The sequence below is a fragment of the Streptomyces sp. NPDC094034 genome (assembly GCF_040303865.1).
GTDB lineage: Bacteria > Actinomycetota > Actinomycetes > Streptomycetales > Streptomycetaceae > Streptomyces.
Window position 1 is genome coordinate 1 of sequence record NZ_JBEOUD010000013.1, and the last position, 15,587, is coordinate 15,587.

The 15,587-nt window shown below is 71.3% G+C and carries 18 protein-coding genes; 7 read left to right on the forward strand and 11 right to left on the reverse strand.

What is annotated here, in order from left to right; all coding sequences use genetic code 11:
• The first annotated feature begins 102 nt into the window (after window positions 1–102).
• Window positions 103–372: a hypothetical protein gene (locus tag ABTZ59_RS14200; RefSeq protein WP_351395924.1), complete on the forward strand. Its 270-nt coding sequence runs from the start codon at window positions 103–105 to the stop codon at window positions 370–372.
• Here ABTZ59_RS14200 and moaA read toward each other — a convergent pair.
• The 3 genes from moaA to ABTZ59_RS14215 all read right to left on the reverse strand — a co-directional run bounded on the left by moaA (window position 355) and on the right by ABTZ59_RS14215 (window position 3,547).
• Window positions 355–1,347 (reverse strand): GTP 3',8-cyclase MoaA, encoded by a 993-nt coding sequence (gene moaA / locus ABTZ59_RS14205; protein ID WP_351395927.1) that lies wholly within the window; start codon window positions 1,345–1,347, stop codon window positions 355–357. The genes ABTZ59_RS14200 and moaA overlap by 18 nt on opposite strands.
• 155 nt (window positions 1,348–1,502) lie before the next feature.
• Window positions 1,503–3,134, reverse strand: a complete 1,632-nt coding sequence (locus tag ABTZ59_RS14210) for a monocarboxylic acid transporter (RefSeq protein WP_351395929.1) — start codon at window positions 3,132–3,134, stop codon at window positions 1,503–1,505.
• Between the two features lie 17 nt (window positions 3,135–3,151).
• Complete coding sequence (locus ABTZ59_RS14215) at window positions 3,152–3,547, reverse strand: DUF485 domain-containing protein (RefSeq protein WP_351395932.1); 396 nt, start codon at window positions 3,545–3,547, stop codon at window positions 3,152–3,154.
• A gap of 265 nt (window positions 3,548–3,812) precedes the next feature.
• Between ABTZ59_RS14215 and ABTZ59_RS14220 the strand changes: the two genes are divergently transcribed.
• Window positions 3,813–5,357 carry a S8 family serine peptidase gene (locus tag ABTZ59_RS14220; RefSeq protein ID WP_351395935.1) on the forward strand — a complete coding sequence of 515 codons (1,545 nt, stop codon included), beginning with the start codon at window positions 3,813–3,815 and terminating at the stop codon, window positions 5,355–5,357.
• Window positions 5,358–5,510: 153 nt separating this feature from the next.
• On the opposite strand, the gene ABTZ59_RS14225 is transcribed toward ABTZ59_RS14220, so the two are convergent.
• Entirely contained in the window at window positions 5,511–6,263 is a 753-nt protein-coding gene (locus tag ABTZ59_RS14225; RefSeq protein WP_351396301.1) for a VIT1/CCC1 transporter family protein, read from the reverse strand.
• Between the two features lie 213 nt (window positions 6,264–6,476).
• Between ABTZ59_RS14225 and ABTZ59_RS14230 the strand changes: the two genes are divergently transcribed.
• From ABTZ59_RS14230 to ABTZ59_RS14245, 4 genes are all read left to right on the forward strand, one after another.
• Window positions 6,477–7,583, forward strand: coding sequence for a DEDDh family exonuclease (locus ABTZ59_RS14230; protein WP_351395938.1), 1,107 nt, complete (start codon window positions 6,477–6,479; stop codon window positions 7,581–7,583).
• Between the two features lie 81 nt (window positions 7,584–7,664).
• Window positions 7,665–8,468, forward strand: coding sequence for an SURF1 family cytochrome oxidase biogenesis protein (locus tag ABTZ59_RS14235; RefSeq protein WP_351395941.1), 804 nt, complete (start codon window positions 7,665–7,667; stop codon window positions 8,466–8,468).
• 42 nt (window positions 8,469–8,510) lie between these two features.
• Window positions 8,511–10,295: a glycoside hydrolase family 15 protein gene (locus ABTZ59_RS14240; protein ID WP_351395944.1), complete on the forward strand. Its 1,785-nt coding sequence runs from the start codon at window positions 8,511–8,513 to the stop codon at window positions 10,293–10,295.
• A 4-nt stretch (window positions 10,296–10,299) separates the two neighbouring features.
• Window positions 10,300–11,055 carry an SDR family oxidoreductase gene (locus ABTZ59_RS14245; protein WP_351395947.1) on the forward strand — a complete coding sequence of 252 codons (756 nt, stop codon included), beginning with the start codon at window positions 10,300–10,302 and terminating at the stop codon, window positions 11,053–11,055.
• Window positions 11,056–11,149: 94 nt separating this feature from the next.
• Here ABTZ59_RS14245 and amaP read toward each other — a convergent pair whose 3' ends face one another.
• The 5 genes from amaP to ABTZ59_RS14270 form a co-directional block, all read right to left on the reverse strand.
• Window positions 11,150–11,728 carry an alkaline shock response membrane anchor protein AmaP gene (amaP, locus tag ABTZ59_RS14250; RefSeq protein WP_351396304.1) on the reverse strand — a complete coding sequence of 193 codons (579 nt, stop codon included), beginning with the start codon at window positions 11,726–11,728 and terminating at the stop codon, window positions 11,150–11,152.
• 10 nt (window positions 11,729–11,738) lie between these two features.
• On the reverse strand, window positions 11,739–12,413 hold the full coding sequence (locus ABTZ59_RS14255) for a DUF6286 domain-containing protein (protein ID WP_351395950.1): 675 nt from the start codon (window positions 12,411–12,413) through the stop codon (window positions 11,739–11,741).
• Window positions 12,410–12,757 (reverse strand): Asp23/Gls24 family envelope stress response protein, encoded by a 348-nt coding sequence (locus ABTZ59_RS14260; protein WP_351395952.1) that lies wholly within the window; start codon window positions 12,755–12,757, stop codon window positions 12,410–12,412. Before ABTZ59_RS14260 ends, ABTZ59_RS14255 begins: the two co-directional genes overlap by 4 nt.
• A 5-nt stretch (window positions 12,758–12,762) precedes the next feature.
• Window positions 12,763–12,954: a hypothetical protein gene (locus ABTZ59_RS14265; RefSeq protein ID WP_030353762.1), complete on the reverse strand. Its 192-nt coding sequence runs from the start codon at window positions 12,952–12,954 to the stop codon at window positions 12,763–12,765.
• Window positions 12,955–13,035: 81 nt separating this feature from the next.
• Window positions 13,036–13,527 carry an Asp23/Gls24 family envelope stress response protein gene (locus tag ABTZ59_RS14270; RefSeq protein ID WP_351395956.1) on the reverse strand — a complete coding sequence of 164 codons (492 nt, stop codon included), beginning with the start codon at window positions 13,525–13,527 and terminating at the stop codon, window positions 13,036–13,038.
• Between the two features lie 94 nt (window positions 13,528–13,621).
• Here ABTZ59_RS14270 and ABTZ59_RS14275 point away from each other — a divergent pair, with 94 nt between their 5' ends.
• Window positions 13,622–14,374: a hypothetical protein gene (locus ABTZ59_RS14275; protein ID WP_351395958.1), complete on the forward strand. Its 753-nt coding sequence runs from the start codon at window positions 13,622–13,624 to the stop codon at window positions 14,372–14,374.
• Window positions 14,375–14,423: 49 nt separating this feature from the next.
• Here the strand turns inward: ABTZ59_RS14275 and ABTZ59_RS14280 are convergent, their stop codons facing one another.
• Window positions 14,424–15,215 (reverse strand): enoyl-CoA hydratase/isomerase family protein, encoded by a 792-nt coding sequence (locus tag ABTZ59_RS14280; protein ID WP_351395961.1) that lies wholly within the window; start codon window positions 15,213–15,215, stop codon window positions 14,424–14,426.
• Between the two features lie 130 nt (window positions 15,216–15,345).
• Entirely contained in the window at window positions 15,346–15,567 is a 222-nt protein-coding gene (locus tag ABTZ59_RS14285; protein WP_006123601.1) for a helix-turn-helix domain-containing protein, read from the reverse strand.
• Window positions 15,568–15,587: the final 20 nt, after the last annotated feature.

Genomic DNA, 15,587 nt, shown 5'->3' on the forward strand with positions numbered 1-15,587 from the left:
GAGCCATGGCGGAGCCCTGGCGACTGACGACAACGCGGCGAGGCGCGGTGCCAGGGCACGCGAGCCCGGCAAGATCCGAACGAAAGGCCCTAGGGTGGTCAGGTGAACTTCCCCGGCATTCCAGGCTTTCCCGACGCTTCCGGCTCCACCGGCGAAGCGGCCCCGATCTGTTCCGCCAAGGGGTGCCGCGCGCCCGCCGTCTGGGTCCTCGCCTGGAACAACCCCAAGCTGCACACGCCCGAGCGCCGCAAGACCTGGCTGGCCTGCGACGAACACCGCGAGCACCTCTCCTCGTTCCTGGGGCTGCGCGGCTTTCTGAAGGACGTGGTGGAGCTGACCGAGTGGGAGCGGAACTCAGCCACCGATCGCTGACATCGGTCGCTCGGGCTGGAGGAACGCCGTCGGATCGTCCAGTCCGGATCCCGCCTTCTTGCCCCACATCGCCGCCTTCCAGAGCGCGGCGATCTCCTCGTCGGGCGCGTCGGAGCGCAGCGCGCCCCGCAGATCCGTCTCCTCCTGGGCGAACAGACACGTCCGCACCTGTCCGTCGGCGGTCAGCCGCGTGCGGTCGCAGGCCTGGCAGAACGGGCGGGTGACGGACGCGATCACGCCGACGCGGTGCGGACCGCCGTCGACGACCCAGCGCTCTGCGGGCGCCGAGCCCCGTGCGGAGTCGTCCTCCTCGGTCAGCGCGAAGCGGGTGCGGAGCGAGTCGAGGATGTCACCGGCCGTGATCATGTCGTCGCGCTTCCAGCCGTGCTGGGCGTCCAGCGGCATCTGCTCGATGAAGCGCAGCTCGTAGCCGCGCTCCACGGCCCAGGCCAGCAGCTCGGGCGCCTCGTCGCCGTTGAGCCCAGGCATCAGGACGGTGTTGACCTTGACCGGGGTCAGCCCGGCGTCATGGGCCGCGCGCAGTCCGTCCAGCACGTCCTGGTGCCGGTCGCGGCGGGTGAGGGTCTTGAAGACATCGGGGCGCAGCGTGTCGAGCGAGACATTGACCCGGTCGAGACCCGCCTCCCGCAACGCGGCGGCCGTCCGTTTGAGCCCGATGCCATTGGTGGTCAGCGACATCCGAGGGCGCGGCTCCAGCGCCGCGCAGCGCTCGACGATTCCGACGAGTCCGGGCCTGAGCAGCGGCTCACCGCCGGTGAAGCGGACTTCCTCGATCCCCAGCCGTGTCACGGCTATCCGGATCAGCCGGACGATCTCGTCGTCGCTGAGCAGATCCGATTTGGTGAGCCACTGAAGCCCCTCCTCGGGCATGCAGTACGTGCACCTCAGATTGCACCGGTCCGTGAGCGAAACACGCAGGTCGGTGGCGACACGGCCAAAGGTGTCGAGAAGCACTCAGGCCCCCTCCCTGATCGGATCAGACAAGATCGAGCCTACGTCAGACCACTGACATCGCCAGGGCCCGTATGTCATGAGGAGCGGCAAGGCCGCATCGTAGGACTCTACGATGCGGCCTTGAATCTGTATACCGTCTACAGAATTCAGCGTGCTCAGTGCGCTCCCGTCCCGGTGAGGGACTTGACCTCCAGCTCGGCGTACTTGCCCTGGTCGGGCTCCTCCTTGGACAGGACGGTGCCCAGCCAGCCCAGCAGGAAGCCCAGCGGGATCGAGATCAGCCCCGGGTTCTCCAGCGGGAAGAAGTGGAAGTCGACCCCGGGGAACATCGAGGTCGGCTTGCCCGAGACGACTGGCGAGAACAGCACCAGCAGCACGGACGAGGCCAGACCGCCGTAGATCGACCACAGGGCGCCCTGAGTGGTGAACCGCTTCCAGAACAGGCTGTAGAGAATCGTCGGCAGATTGGCCGAGGCGGCGACGGCGAACGCGAGCGCGACCAGTCCGGCCACATTCAGATCGCGGGCGAGCGCGCCGAGCGCGATCGAGACGATGCCGATGGCGACGGTCGCCCAGCGGGCCGCGCGGACCTCCTCCTTGTCGGTGGCCTCTCCCTTGCGGATGACATTGGCGTAGATGTCGTGCGCGAACGACGACGAGGACGCCAGGGTCAGGCCCGCGACGACCGCGAGGATGGTGGCGAACGCGACCGCGGAGATCACGGCGAGCAGGATCGCGCCCCCGGTCGAGTCGGCTCCGCCGCCGATCTCCAGGGCGGCCAGTGGAGCCGCCGTGTTGCCGGCCTTGTTGGAGGCGGTGATGTCATCGGGCTTGAGCAGGGCGGCGGCGCCGAAGCCGAGCACGATGGTCATCAGATAGAAGGCGCCGATGATGCCGATCGCCCAGATGACCGACTTCCGCGCGGCCTTGGCGGTGGGCACCGTGTAGAAACGGATCAGGATGTGCGGCAGCCCCGCCGTACCGAGGACGAGGGCGATGCCCAGCGAGATGAAGTCCAGCTTCGAGGTCGCGGTGGCACCGTACTTGAGGCCGGGCTCCAGGAAGGCCGCGCCCTTGCCGCTGTTGCTCGCCGCCGTGCCCAGCAGGTCGGAGAGGTTGAAGCCGAACTTCCACAGGATCAGGAAGGTGATCAGCAGCGTGCCCGCGATGAGCAGCACGGCCTTGACCATCTGGACCCAGGTGGTGCCCTTCATCCCGCCGATCGTGACGTACACGATCATCAGCAGACCGACCAGGGCGACGATCGCGATCTTCCCGGCGTCGCTGGTGATGCCGAGCAGCAGGGAGACCAGCACACCCGCGCCCGCCATCTGCGCCAGCAGATAGAAGATCGAGACCACGATGGTGGAGGTGCCCGCGGCGGTACGCACGGGACGCTGGCGCATGCGGTACGCGAGGACGTCACCCATCGTGTACCGGCCGGAGTTGCGCAGCGGTTCGGCGACGAGCAGCAGCGCGACCAGCCAGGCGACCAGGAAGCCGATGGAGTACAGGAAGCCGTCGTATCCGAAGAGCGCGATGGCGCCCGCGATACCGAGGAAGGAGGCGGCGGACATGTAGTCGCCGGAGACCGCGAGACCGTTCTGGAAGCCGGTGAACTGACGGCCGCCCGCGTAGAAGTCCGACGCGTTCTTGGTCTGGCGGCCGGCCCAGACGGTGATGACGAGGGTCGCCACGACGAAGAGGGCGAAGAGCGTGATGATCAGCGGCCGGTGCTCGCTCGCGTCCGTGCCGGCGGCGAGCTGCTGGTGGACCGGGTGACTCATGACTGACAGCGGCCGGCTCACGCGTCCGCCTCCATCCGGGACTTGATGACGTCCGCCTTCGGGTCGAGCTCACGCGACGCGTGCCGCGCGTAGAACCAGGCGATGAGGAACGTGGTGGCGAACTGCGCGAGGCCGAGGACCAGGGCCACGTTGATGTTGCCGAAGACCTTGGTGCCCATGAAGCCGCCCGCGTAGTTGGACAGCAGGACGTACAGCAGGTACCAGGCGATGAACGCGATGGTCAGCGGGAAGGCGAAGGAGCGGTACGTACGGCGCAGTTCGCCGAACTCCGCGCTCTCCTGCACCTCGACGTACTGGGCCGTCGTGGGCTGCGCCGTCGCGGACCGGTCCGGCGTTGACTTGGCGGGGCGGGTGTCCGTGCCGCCCTCGGGCGGCGGTGCATCGGAAGCCACGGAATCTCCTCGTGACGCGGGTGCGGTGGGGTGGGTCATCTGGGAAAACCTCACAGGGGGTGCGGATGTGCCGGTCCCCCTGACAACGGCACGGAGAGCGTGGCGACGCGGTTCAACACCGGGCTTTTTCTTCCAGTTTCTTCCAAAAATGATTCGGGAAGTGATTGATGACCGGGGATGATCAGCGCTAACTTCACTGGTCATGTACCCGTCCACGCGCACGCCTGCGCGGGGACGGTTCTTTCACGGATGATGTGGAGAACCCATGGCTCATCTGGGATCCAGACGGCGGCGCGCACTGGCTCTGCCCGCAGGTCTGGCGCTCACCGTCTCGCTCGGCTTTCTGCCGACCGGTACGGCCACGGCCGCGACGGCGGCGGGCAGCGTCCCCGCCGCCGCGGTCGCGACGGACGGCCCGAAGCTGTCGTACGTCGTCAACACCCGCGGTGGACGTTCCACCGCCACGTCGGTCAAGAAGGCGATCGGCGAGGCGGGCGGCACGATCGTGACCTCCTACGACCAGATAGGCGTCATAGTCGCCACCTCGCAGAACCCCGAGTTCGCGAGGACCGTACGCAAGGTCAGGGGCGTCGACTCGGCCGGCGCCACCCGCACCGCTCCGATGGCCGCCAAGTCCACCACGGACATCGGCGCCCCGCAGGTGCTGTCCGCCGAGGAGGTCGCCGCCGCCACGGCGAAGGCGGACAGGACCGCCGGCCAGGACCCGCTGGAGCCGTTGCAGTGGGACCTGCCCGCCATCAAGGCGGACAAGGCGCACGAGAAGACGCTCGGCAGCAGGAACGTCACTGTCGCCGTCATCGACACGGGTGTCGACGACACCCACCCGGACATCGCGCCGAACTTCGACCGCGCGGCCTCGGTCAACTGCGTCGGCGGCAAGCCCGACACGACCGAGGGCGCCTGGCGGCCGGGCACGGGCGAGAGCCCGCACGGCACCCATGTCGCCGGTGAGATAGCCGCGGCCAAGAACGGCATCGGCGTCACCGGTGTCGCGCCGGGCGTGAAGGTCTCCGGCATCAAGGTGTCCACCCCCGCCGGGTTCTTCTACACCGAGGCCGTCGTCTGCGGCTTCGTGTGGGCCGCCGAGCATGGCGTCGATGTGACGAACAACAGCTATTACACCGACCCGTGGTACTTCAACTGCAAGAACGACCCGGACCAGAAGGCTCTGGTCGAGGCCATCTCGCGGGCCACGCGCTACGCGGAGAAGAAGGGCGCGGTCAACGTCGCGGCCGCGGGCAACGAGAACTACGATCTCGCCTCCGCCTCGATCACCGACCCGACCAGCCCGAACGACACCACTCCGGGCGACCGGGTCATCGACCCGTCCGAGTGCCTCGACATCCCCACCCAGCTGCCGGGTGTGGTGACCGTCGCGTCCACCGGCGCCAAGGGTCTGAAGTCCTCGTTCTCCAACTACGGTCTCGGTGTCGTCGACATCGCGGCCCCGGGCGGCGACTCCACGCGCTACCAGACCCCGGCCCCGCCGGCGGTCAGCGGTCTGATCCTCGGCCCGCTGCCGGGCGGCAACTACGGCTACATGGCCGGGACGTCGATGGCCTCCCCGCATGTCGCGGGCGTCGCGGCGCTGCTGAAGTCGACCCACCCGCACGCCTCGCCGGCGGCGATCAAGGCGCTGCTGTCGATCCAGGCCGATGACGTCGCCTGCCCGGCGCCGTACGACATCGACGGTGACGGAGAGGTCGACGCCGTCTGTAAGGGTGGCAAGGGGTACAACAGCTTCTACGGGGCGGGTCTGGTCGACGCCCTGGCGGCTGTGCGCGGATAGGCACCTGGGTGCCTGGGCACCGAGCGCCGCACTGAGCGCGACCGCTGTACCGAGAGCGCGGGCCGTCCTCCGGGACGGCCCGCGTTCGTGCGCCGACAAGGCGGGCGGGGGGCCCGGGCCGGAGGTCGCTCTTCGGGTGAGATCCACCGGCGGTCAAACCCCCGCCGCCCGCAGCAGCGCGCCCGCCGCGTACGTCACCCCCATCGCCAGCGCTCCCCCGCCCATGTTCCGCAGCAGCGCGGGTCCCACCGCCGCCGCGCCCAGTCTCGCGCTCCACCAGCCGGTCAGCGCCAGCGCGGCCAGTACGAAGACCACCGTCAGCGACAGCCGCAGCGACGGCGGCGAGAGCACCATCGCCAGCAGCGGGAGCAGCGCGCCCGCGGTGAAGGCGAGGAAGCTGGCGCCCGCCGCGTGCCAGGGGTTGGTCAGGGCGTCGGGGTCGATGCCCAGTTCCACGCTCGCGTGGGCACGCAGGGCGTCGCGTCGGGTGAGCTGTTCCGCGGCCTCCCGGGCGACCTCCTCCGACAGGCCGCGCGCGGCCAGCAGTTCGGTCAGCTCTTCGAGCTCCTCCCGCGGCTGTTCGCGCAGTTCCCGCCGTTCCAGGGCCAGCGCCGCCCGCTCCGAGTCGCGTTGCGTGGAGACCGACACGTACTCCCCGGCGGCCATCGACATCGATCCGGCCAGCAGGCCGGCGAGTCCCGCCGTCAGCAGCGCGGCGCGGGAGTCCGTCGCTCCCGCGACACCGACCACGATGCCGGCGGTGGAGACGATGCCGTCGTTGGCCCCGAGGACCGCGGCGCGCAGCCAGTTGAGCCGGTCGCCGAGGGAATCGCCGTGCGGCTCCCGGTGGGACGGGAAATGTGTGCTGTCGGTCACCCGGGGAAGGGTCTCATGACGGCCCGTCATCCCTCGCGCACACGCGTCGGACACCAACCCGAGTGTTTCCTCTGTGCCGTCCGACTGGTCAATGGCGGCGGCTGCCGTCGGCCCCGACGCCGCCCCTTCACGGCCGTTCCGCGCTCGCCGTAAGGGTCTTGACGGAGCGGCGGCTCGGAGTCCGTCAGCGGCCGGTCCCGGCCGACCGGGCTGCCGGGCTGTCAGTCGCGGCCCGTATTCTCTGTGACCATGCTCGACGACCTCACGACCGCAGCGACATGGCCGACCGGCTACCCCGAGGGGTACGCGGTCGTCGACGTGGAGACCACCGGACTCGCCCGCGACGACCGGATAGTGTCCGCTGCCGTCTATCGCCTGGACGCCAGAGGCGATGTCGAGGACCACTGGTACACACTCGTCAATCCGGAGCGCGACCCCGGGCCCGTATGGATCCACGGACTGACGACCGATGTTCTGGAGAGCGCCCCGCTCTTTCCCGAGATCGCCGGTGAGCTGGCCGCCCGGCTCGACGGGCGGGTGCTCGTCGCGCACAACGCGATCTTCGACTGGTCCATGATCGCCAGGGAGTACGCGCGCGCGGAGCGGACCGCGCCCACCCGGCAGCGGTTGTGCACCATCGCGCTCTCCAAGGAGTTGGGCCTGCCGCTGCCCAATCACAAGCTGGAGTCGCTCGCCGCGCACTTCGGCGTCGTACAGCGGCGCGCGCACCACGCGCTCGACGACGCGCGGGTACTGGCCGAGGCGTTCCGGCCGAGCCTGCACGCGGCGGCCAGGGACGGCGTACGGCTGCCGCTGCTGGAGTGCCGGCCGCTCACGGAGTGGTCGGACGCCCCGGCGCTGCCCCGGGTCGGCTATCAGTCCTCGTACCGGCAGACGAGCTGGCGGCCCTCGCGCAAGCGGCCCGCGTGCCCGTATCCGAATCCGGGCCGTTATGTGCCGGGCGGGCAGTTGGTGCAGGGGATGCGGGTGGCGTTCTCCGGCGACACCTCCGTCGACCGCGAGCTGCTGGAGGACCGGGCGGTGGAGGCGGGACTGCATGTCGCGACGAGCCTGTCCCGGCTGACCAGCCTGCTGGTGACCAACGACCCGGGGTCCTCGACGTCCAAGACGGTCAAGGCGGCGTCGTACGGAACGCCGGTCATCGACGAGGCCGCGTTCACCCAGCTGCTGCGGGACGTGGCCCCGGCGCCCGGCGCGTCCGTCCCGGCGTCCACCTCCGTCCCGGCGCCCGCGTCCCCCGTCCCGTCCACCCCGTCGCCCGCCCAGTCCGCCGTCCCGTCCGCCCCCGCGGCCGGCTCCGTCCGCGCCGTCACCCCCGCGGACGGGTGAGGGGCGCGCGACGCGCCGGCGGGCCGCTCGCGCACCACCCCCCGTCAGATCCGCCGGGACCCGCCGGGTACGGTCGAAGGCGTGTACCGCTTCCTGTTGTCCCGGCAGTGGGTGATCCTCACCCTCCTCGCCCTCGCCCTCATCCCCGCGATGATCGAGCTGGGTTTCTGGCAGTACCACCGCCATGAGAACAAGGTCGCCCAGAACTCGCTGATCTCGGGCAACCTCGCGGCGAAGCCCGTCCCGGTCACGGATCTGACGTCCCCCGGGCACACCGTGCCGCGCGCCGACTACTGGCGCCGTGTCACCGCCACCGGCACGTTCGACACCGCGCACGAGGTCGTCGTACGCCGCAGGACCTCCGCCGACGACCGGGTCGGCTTCCATGTGCTGACCCCCCTCGTCCTGAAGGACGGCCGCGCGCTCATCGTGAACCGCGGCTGGATCCCCTTCGGCGACGACCAGCGGGCCTTCCCCGACATCCCGGCGGCGCCCAAGGGCGAGGTCACCGTCACCGGCCGGCTGAAGGCGGACGAGACGTCGGCGGCCAGCGGCATCAAGGACCTGCGGGATCTGCCGCCCCGCCAGGTCATGCTGATCAACAGCGGGCAGCAGCGGGAAGAGCTGGGCCGTACCGTACTCGGCGGGTATGTCGAGCAGCTCTCGCCCGCATCGGCCGGTGACGGTCCCGAGCAGATCCCGAGCCCCGACGACAGCTCGATCGGCCCCCATATGGCGTATGCGGTCCAGTGGTGGCTGTTCGTCGCCGCCGTGCCCGTCGGCTGGGTGATTCTCGTACGCCGTGAGCTTCGCGACCGCGCGGCGGCGAAGGCCGAGCGGGACGCCGCCGAGGCGGCATCCGCGCAGGAACCCGCCACCGTCTGATACCGCTGCTTAACGCCCGCGCCGTTCGGGAACAGCCCTGGCGTGACCCAACGCATCGAGGACTACGCGCTCATCGGCGATCTCCAGACCGCCGCTCTGGTCGGCCGGAACGGCTCCATCGACTGGCTGTGTCTTCCTCGCTTCGACTCGGCGGCCTGCTTCGCCGCACTGCTCGGGGACGAGGAGAACGGTCACTGGCGGCTCGCCCCCACCGGCGCGCGCGAGTGCACACGGCGCGCCTATGTGGGTGACTCGCTGGTGCTGGAATCCGTGTGGGAGACCCGTACCGGCACCGTCAAGGTCACCGACTTCATGCCGCAGCGCGACAGGGCCCCGGAGATCATGCGGATCGTGGAGGGCGTCAGCGGCACGGTCGACATGAGCGCCACGATGCGGCTGCGCTTCGACTTCGGCTCGGTGGTGCCCTGGATGCGGCGGGCGGAGGGCCACCGGGTGGCGGTCGCGGGCCCCGACTCCGTCTGGCTGCGCAGCGAGCCGCCGGTCAAGACATGGGGTCAGCACTACAGCACGCGGTCGGCGTTCACCATCGGCACGGGCGAGAAGGTGGCCTTCGTCCTCACTTGGCACCCCTCGCACAGGCCGCGCCCGCGGCGCGTCGATCCGCACAGGGCGCTGGCGCGCAGTCTGGAGGACTGGGAGAGCTGGGCGGAGCGCTGCCGTTACCACGGTCCGCACCGCGCGGCCGTCATCCGCTCGCTCCTCACGCTCAAGGCGCTCACATACCACCCGACGGGCGGGATCGTCGCCGCGCCCACCACCTCCCTGCCGGAGGAGCTGGGCAGCGTACGCAACTGGGACTACCGCTACTGCTGGCTGCGCGACTCCACGCTGGTGCTGGAGGCGCTGCTGTCGGCCGGCTATCTGGAGGAGGCGGCGGCCTGGCGCGACTGGCTGCTGCGCGCGGTCGCGGGCGACCCGGCCGATCTTCAGATCATGTACGGACTCGCCGGCGAGCGTCGGCTGCCGGAGGCCGAACTGCCGTGGCTGCGGGGGTACGCGGGCTCCGCGCCCGTGCGTACCGGCAACAACGCGGTCGACCAGCTCCAGCTGGATGTGTACGGCGAGGTGATGGACTCGCTCGACGTGGCACGGACGGCGGGTCTCCCCGCGCAGCCGCACGCCTGGAACCTCCAGCTCAGCCTGCTGGGCTTCCTGGAGTCGAAGTGGCGCGAGCCGGACGAGGGGCTGTGGGAGGTGCGCGGGCCGCGCCAGCACTTCGTGCACTCCAAGGTGATGGCGTGGGTCGCCGCCGACCGTGCCGTGCGGGCGCTGGAGGACGATCCGTCGCTGAGGGGGGATGTGACGCGCTGGCGCGCGATGCGGGACGAGGTGCACCGGGAGGTGTGCGAACGGGGATACGACCCCGAGCGGAACACCTTCACGCAGTCCTACGGCTCCGCCGAGCTGGACGCGGCGACGCTGTTGATCCCCCGGGTCGGTTTTCTGCCGCCGGACGATCCGCGGGTCATCGGCACGGTCGACGCGGTACGGGCCGAGCTGGGGCACGGCGGTCTCCTGCGGCGCTACAGCACGAGGGGGCCCTCGGTGGACGGGCTGCCGGGCGATGAGGGAACGTTCCTGGTCTGCTCGTTCTGGCTGGCCGACGCGCTCCATATGACGGGGCGCACGGCGGAGGCGACGGAACTGTTCGAGCGGCTGCTCGCGCTGCGCAATGACGTCGGGCTGCTGGCGGAGGAGTACGACCCGGTGACCCGGCGGCAACTCGGCAACTACCCACAGGCGTTCAGCCATCTCGGGCTCGTGGTGACCGCGTTGACCCTCACCGGGGCCGACACGGCAGGATAGGACCATGGATCTTGGACTGAAGGACCGCGCATACGTTGTCACCGGTGGATCGCGGGGGCTGGGCCGCGCGGCGGCGGACGCGCTCGCCGCGGACGGGGCGAAGGTCGTCATCTCGGGCCGCGACGAGAAGCGGGTCGCCGAGTCGGCCGCGGAGATCGGGCCCGGCGCGTACGGCGTGACCGCGGACAACGCCGATCCGGCGGCGGCGGGACGCCTGATCGCCACGGCGAAGGAGCGCTTCGGCCGCTTCGACGGCGTCCTGATCAGTGTCGGCGGCCCGGCACCGGGGTTCGCCGCGGACAACACGGACGAGCAGTGGGAGACGGCGTTCGAGTCCGTGTTCCTGGGCGCGGTACGACTCGCCCGCACGGCGGCGGCGGAGCTGGGCGAGGGCGGTGTCATCGGCCTCGTCCTCTCCTCCTCGGTGCACGAGCCGGTCACGGGCCTCACCATCTCCAACGGCCTGCGCCCGGGTCTGGCCGGCTTCGCGAAGTCCCTCGCGAACGAGGTCGGCCCGCGCGGGATCCGAGTGCTCGGTCTGCTGCCGGCCCGTATCGACACCGACCGGGTCCGTGAACTCGACACGCTGTCGGGCGACGCGGAGGCGGCGCGGGCGGCGAACGAGTCCCGGATTCCGCTGCGGCGGTACGGGCGGCCGGAGGAGTTCGGGAGGACGGCGGCGTTTTTGCTGTCGCCCGCGGCGTCGTATCTGACGGGGGTGATGGTGCCGGTGGATGGCGGGGCGCGGCACGGCTTCTAGGTCCTGGGAACGGGCGGGGTGGGCTGGGCTGGGCTGGGCTGGGCTGGGCTGGGCTGGGGGAAACGCCCGGCGCGGCGGGCGACGGCGTACGCCGTCAGCTCACCCTCTCCGCCCCATGCCTCACCGCCCGCAACCGCACCTCCGCCCCCAGCTCCCCCAGCCCCGCCGACCTCCGCGCATGCTCCAGCGCCTCCGCAGTCAGCAGGCTCAGCGTCTCGCCCGGGGCCGCGTGGGGCTCCAGGAGGAGGCGTACGCGGGCAGCGGGGGCGGTGCGGCGGCCCTTGAGGCGTACGCGGGCGCGGGCCACGCCGTCCAGCGACTCCGCGTCGTCCTCGATCGCCCTCTCCAGCGCCCGCGCGCGGAGCAGCGCGCCCTCGCCGTCGCCGCTGTCGACCAGTATCTCCGCCATCCTGGCCCGGCGGAACTGGGCGAAGAACCACCACAGGGCCAGCACGACCAGCACCGCGAGCACGGCGATCACCACCGGCCACCACCAGCCCTGATCGCGCCAGCGCTCGCGGGCGGCGCGGCTCAGCAGCACATCGCTCCGCCCGCTGTACGGCCACCAGGACGGCACCGCCCAGCCCAGTCCGCGCGCCAGTACCGCGCCGCCCCCGCAGAGCAGCGCGAGACCCAGCAGAGCCAGCAGTACGCGGTTGACGACCCGGATCATCCCCGTCACCTCACCTCTTCTTGACGGGCCTGCGGACACGCATCGTCAGCGCGGGCGCCCGGTCGAGGCCCAGCTCGCGGATGCCGGCGGTGAGCACCCGGTCCAAGTCGTCCCGTACGTCACCGAGTTCGCGGAAGTGGGACAGGGCCCGCACCTTCACCTTGGAACGGCCCATCCGTACCCGCACGGACCGCACGCCCGAGACTTCCATGGCCCGGTCGCGCAGCGTCAGCGCGGCGGCGTCACGGTCGATACCCGCCCGTACCAGCGGGGTTTGGCGCCGCATGGGCAGCAGTGCGCGCAGGCCAGGGGTGAGGGCGAGCGCGAGGAGCCACAGTCCGAGCGCCATCGCGATGCCCGCGGCGACCAGCACCCAGGGTTCGTCCAGCGGCTGCCGGGCCAGTTGGTCGGCCAGCTCGCGGCGCCAGTACATCGCGCGGCGTCCTGCCCGTACCGCCGCGATGTCGTACAGCGGCAGAGCCGCCGCGCCGACAACGACCAGCGCGGTCAGCGCCGCGGGGACGCGGCGTGTGGACCAGAAGCGCCCGGCCCGTTCGCCGTCGTCGTCGTCCGACAGCGTGGGCCTGGGCTCGTCCCGCGTGGTGGGGTCCGGCGGGTCCCACTCCCCCACGCCCCCGCCCCGCTCCGTCGCCCCGGCTCCCCCCTCGGGCGCGGGTCCGCTCATTGGAGCCTCCCCCGCGCCGCGAGGCGCGAGCGGTCGGAGTGCAGCCGCTCCACCCGCACCACCACCTCCGGCACATCCATGTCCGCCAACGCCTTTACCCGCTGGGCGACGCGGAGACGTACGGCGCCGCACTGCCGGCCGATGTCGGTCGGATACTCCAGCTCGACACCGATCCGTACCCGCGCGCTGTCATGGCGCACCGTGACGGTGGCGTGCGGCGCGGAGCCGCCTTCCGGTACGCGGTCCAGCGCCTCCCGGGCCGCCTGCGCGGCGATCTTCGCGATGACCCGGTCGGCGATCGTGGTCGCCCCGCGCTCACCGGCCGTCACCCGCTCAACGGCCACGCGCGTCACCGCCGCCGGTCGTCGCGGTCACGGCTGCGGAAGAGGTCACCGGGTTCCAGATCGCCGTCCAGGAAGCGCCCGGCCACGAACCCGATCACGCCCAGCGCGGCCACCAGCACAAAGGCTCCGAAGCCGCCGAAGTACCCGGCGAATCCGAGCGCCATACCGGCCAACAGGCCGACCACCGCCATGCTCATGTGCCGCTCCTCATCCACTCCGCCGCCGGTCGCGTACGGTGCGTCACGTCGCGTGGCGCCGGTCGACGCCACGTACGGACGTTACTGGAGCCGGGTGTCCGACTCGTCGTCATCTTCCTCGTCCGGCAACTTGACGTCGATGACCGCGATGTTGACCTCGACGACCTCAAGTCCCGTCATCCGCTCGACCGCCGAGATGACGTTCTCCCGTACGGCGGCGGCGACATCGGTGATCGAGACGCCGTAGTCGACGACGAGCTCCAGGTCGAGCGCGGTCTGTACCTCTCCGACCTCGGCCTTCACGCCACGGCTGACGGACTTGGCACTGCCGGGAACCCGGTCGCGCACGGCGCCGAAGGTACGGGACATGCCGCTGCCCAAGGCGTGCACACCGAGGACGTCGCGGGCCGCGAGGCCGGCGATCTTCTCCACCACACCGTCGGCGATGGTGGTACGGCCGCGGGAGGCCGGGGGCCCGCCGCCGCGTTTGGTGACGGGGCTGCTTCCCCCCTCGTCGACCGGCGGCTTCCTGCCTGACGGCGCGGACTGGTTACGGGGTGCGGTGTCTGACATCGCCATTCGTTCCTTCCCGGGCGGTGGTGGACTCCGCTGCCCACACTAGGTGCGCTTGCCCCGTCCCGCCCCGTGGATGCGGCAGGCTGGAGGAATGACAACTGCGCACGGCTCGGACGGGCTCGGCACCGGCGGCTGGACGGCCGCGGTACGACAGCGGCTCGGCCTGGGCAGGCTGCTTCCGCTGGGCGGGGCGCGGGACGGTGCCTGGCTCTCGGAACGCGCGGCGACGGACGAACTGCGGCGGGCGGCGGCGGAGATGGCGGGCGCCGCGCTCGGCCGGCTGCGGCTCTCCCTCGCCGACCCGGACGGGGCCGGCCGGCCCGCCGTACCGCCACCGCCCAGCGCGCTGCCGCCCGGTCCGCTGCGGATCGAAGGCGAGTTCGCGGCGGGTTCCGCCGAGCCGTTGCCCGCCGTGGCGGAGCGGTTGCGCGGGGTGCTGTTCGCCTGTGCGACACAGCGTCTCGGGCTACGGGTCGAGGAGGTCGATCTGCGGGTGACGGCCCTGCTCGGTCCCTCCGGGGAGTGCGCGGAGGCAACCGCCGCACGGCAGGGCGGGGAACGGCCGGCCGACGTACGGCCCGCCACCCCGCAGGGCGAGCCGGAGCTGCTGGCGGCGGCGGTCCCGGGCGTCGCGTATCCGACCAGAACGCTGGGCGGCGCGGTGGTCACCACGCCGGGACATGTCCGGGTGGAGCTGGCGACGGCGGCCGGGCACCGCCCGCTGGACGTGGCGCGGGCGGTACGGGCGAGACTCGGGGCGGAGCTGCCGGGCGCGCCTTCGGTGGCCGTGCTGGTCACGGCGGTGGGTCGGGACGGCCGAGGCAGGCCACGTACGGGCGAGTGACCCCGAGTGAGCCTGCGGCCAGTACGGGCGAGTGAGGCCGAGTTCGGCCCTACTCGTCCAGGCCGGCCAGATCGCGCAGCCGGCGCGCCTGTGCGGCACGCTCGGCGACACGCTGGGCCTCGAAGGTACGACCGGCCGCGCCCTGAAGGAGCGCCTTGGTCTCGATCATCGCGTCCCGCGGCGCGGCCAGCAGCGCGCCTGCCAGATCGCCTACCGCCGCGTCGAGTTCGGCCGCGGGCACGACCAGATTGGCGAGCCCCGTACGCTCCGCTTCCTCGGCCCCTACGAAGCGGCCCGTGGCGCAGATCTCCAACGCGCGGGCGTAGCCGACCAGTCCGAGGAGCGGATGGGTGCCGGTGAGGTCGGGGACCAGGCCGAGGCTCGTCTCGCGCATGGCGAACTGGACGTCGGACGCGACGACTCGGAGGTCACAGGCGAGCGCCAGCTGAAAGCCGGCCCCGATCGCATGCCCCTGAACGGCCGCGATGGACACGATGTCGGGTCGGCGCAGCCAGACGAACCCCTCCTGGTACGCGGCGATCGCCGCGTCGAGGTCCTCGTCGGACTCCCGCGCGAGATCCAGGAAGGACGGCTCGCCGTCGAACCCCTCGGGGGTGAACGCCTGCCGGTCGAGCCCCGCGGAGAAGGACTTCCCTTCGCCCCGCAGCACAACGACCCGCACGCTGCCCGGCAGTGACCGTCCGGCTTCCGTCAACGCCCGCCACAGAGCGGGAGACTGGGCGTTGCGCTTCGCCGGATTGGCCAGTGTGACCGTGGCAACCGCGTCCTCGATGGTGAGCCGTACGCCGTCCTTGTCGAGTACTGGTTCGAGCGAAGTCATGGGGCGCCTCCGGTTCGGGCAGTCAGGGAAAGCAGGCTAAGTGACTGCACAGTAACCACCTGGGCGATCATCCGATCGACCCGGGTGGCCACCATCCGAACCGGTGGCAGGGAGGAGTCGCGCTCGGTCGTCAGGCCGATGCGGCCTTCTTGCCTCGCGTCGCTCCGCCGCGTCCCCGCAGCGTGACTCCGGACTCGCTGAGCATCCGGTGGACGAATCCGTAGGAGCGGCCGGTTTCCTCGGCCAGCGCCCGGATGCTCGCACCGCTGTCGTATTTCTTCTTCAGGTCTGCCGCGAGCTTGTCGCGCGCGGCGCCGGTTACCCGGCTGCCCTTCTTCAGAGTCTCGGCCACCCGTGCCTCCTCATGGGAAG

What these genes read in the sequence shown, in the direction of transcription:
- amaP (WP_351396304.1), bottom strand. Translation starts at nt 11,728, where the DNA reads ATGATCCGGGTCGTCAACCGCGTACTGCTGGCTCTGCTGGGTCTCGCG.
- ABTZ59_RS14255 (WP_351395950.1), bottom strand. Translation starts at nt 12,413, where the DNA reads ATGAGCGGACCCGCGCCCGAGGGGGGAGCCGGGGCGACGGAGCGGGGC.
- ABTZ59_RS14270 (WP_351395956.1), bottom strand. Translation starts at nt 13,527, where the DNA reads ATGTCAGACACCGCACCCCGTAACCAGTCCGCGCCGTCAGGCAGGAAG.
- ABTZ59_RS14275 (WP_351395958.1), top strand. Translation starts at nt 13,622, where the DNA reads ATGACAACTGCGCACGGCTCGGACGGGCTCGGCACCGGCGGCTGGACG.
- ABTZ59_RS14280 (WP_351395961.1), bottom strand. Translation starts at nt 15,215, where the DNA reads ATGACTTCGCTCGAACCAGTACTCGACAAGGACGGCGTACGGCTCACC.
- ABTZ59_RS14220 (WP_351395935.1), top strand. Translation starts at nt 3,813, where the DNA reads ATGGCTCATCTGGGATCCAGACGGCGGCGCGCACTGGCTCTGCCCGCA.
- ABTZ59_RS14225 (WP_351396301.1), bottom strand. Translation starts at nt 6,263, where the DNA reads ATGACGGGCCGTCATGAGACCCTTCCCCGGGTGACCGACAGCACACAT.
- ABTZ59_RS14210 (WP_351395929.1), bottom strand. Translation starts at nt 3,134, where the DNA reads ATGAGTCACCCGGTCCACCAGCAGCTCGCCGCCGGCACGGACGCGAGC.
- ABTZ59_RS14265 (WP_030353762.1), bottom strand. Translation starts at nt 12,954, where the DNA reads ATGAGCATGGCGGTGGTCGGCCTGTTGGCCGGTATGGCGCTCGGATTC.
- ABTZ59_RS14245 (WP_351395947.1), top strand. Translation starts at nt 10,300, where the DNA reads ATGGATCTTGGACTGAAGGACCGCGCATACGTTGTCACCGGTGGATCG.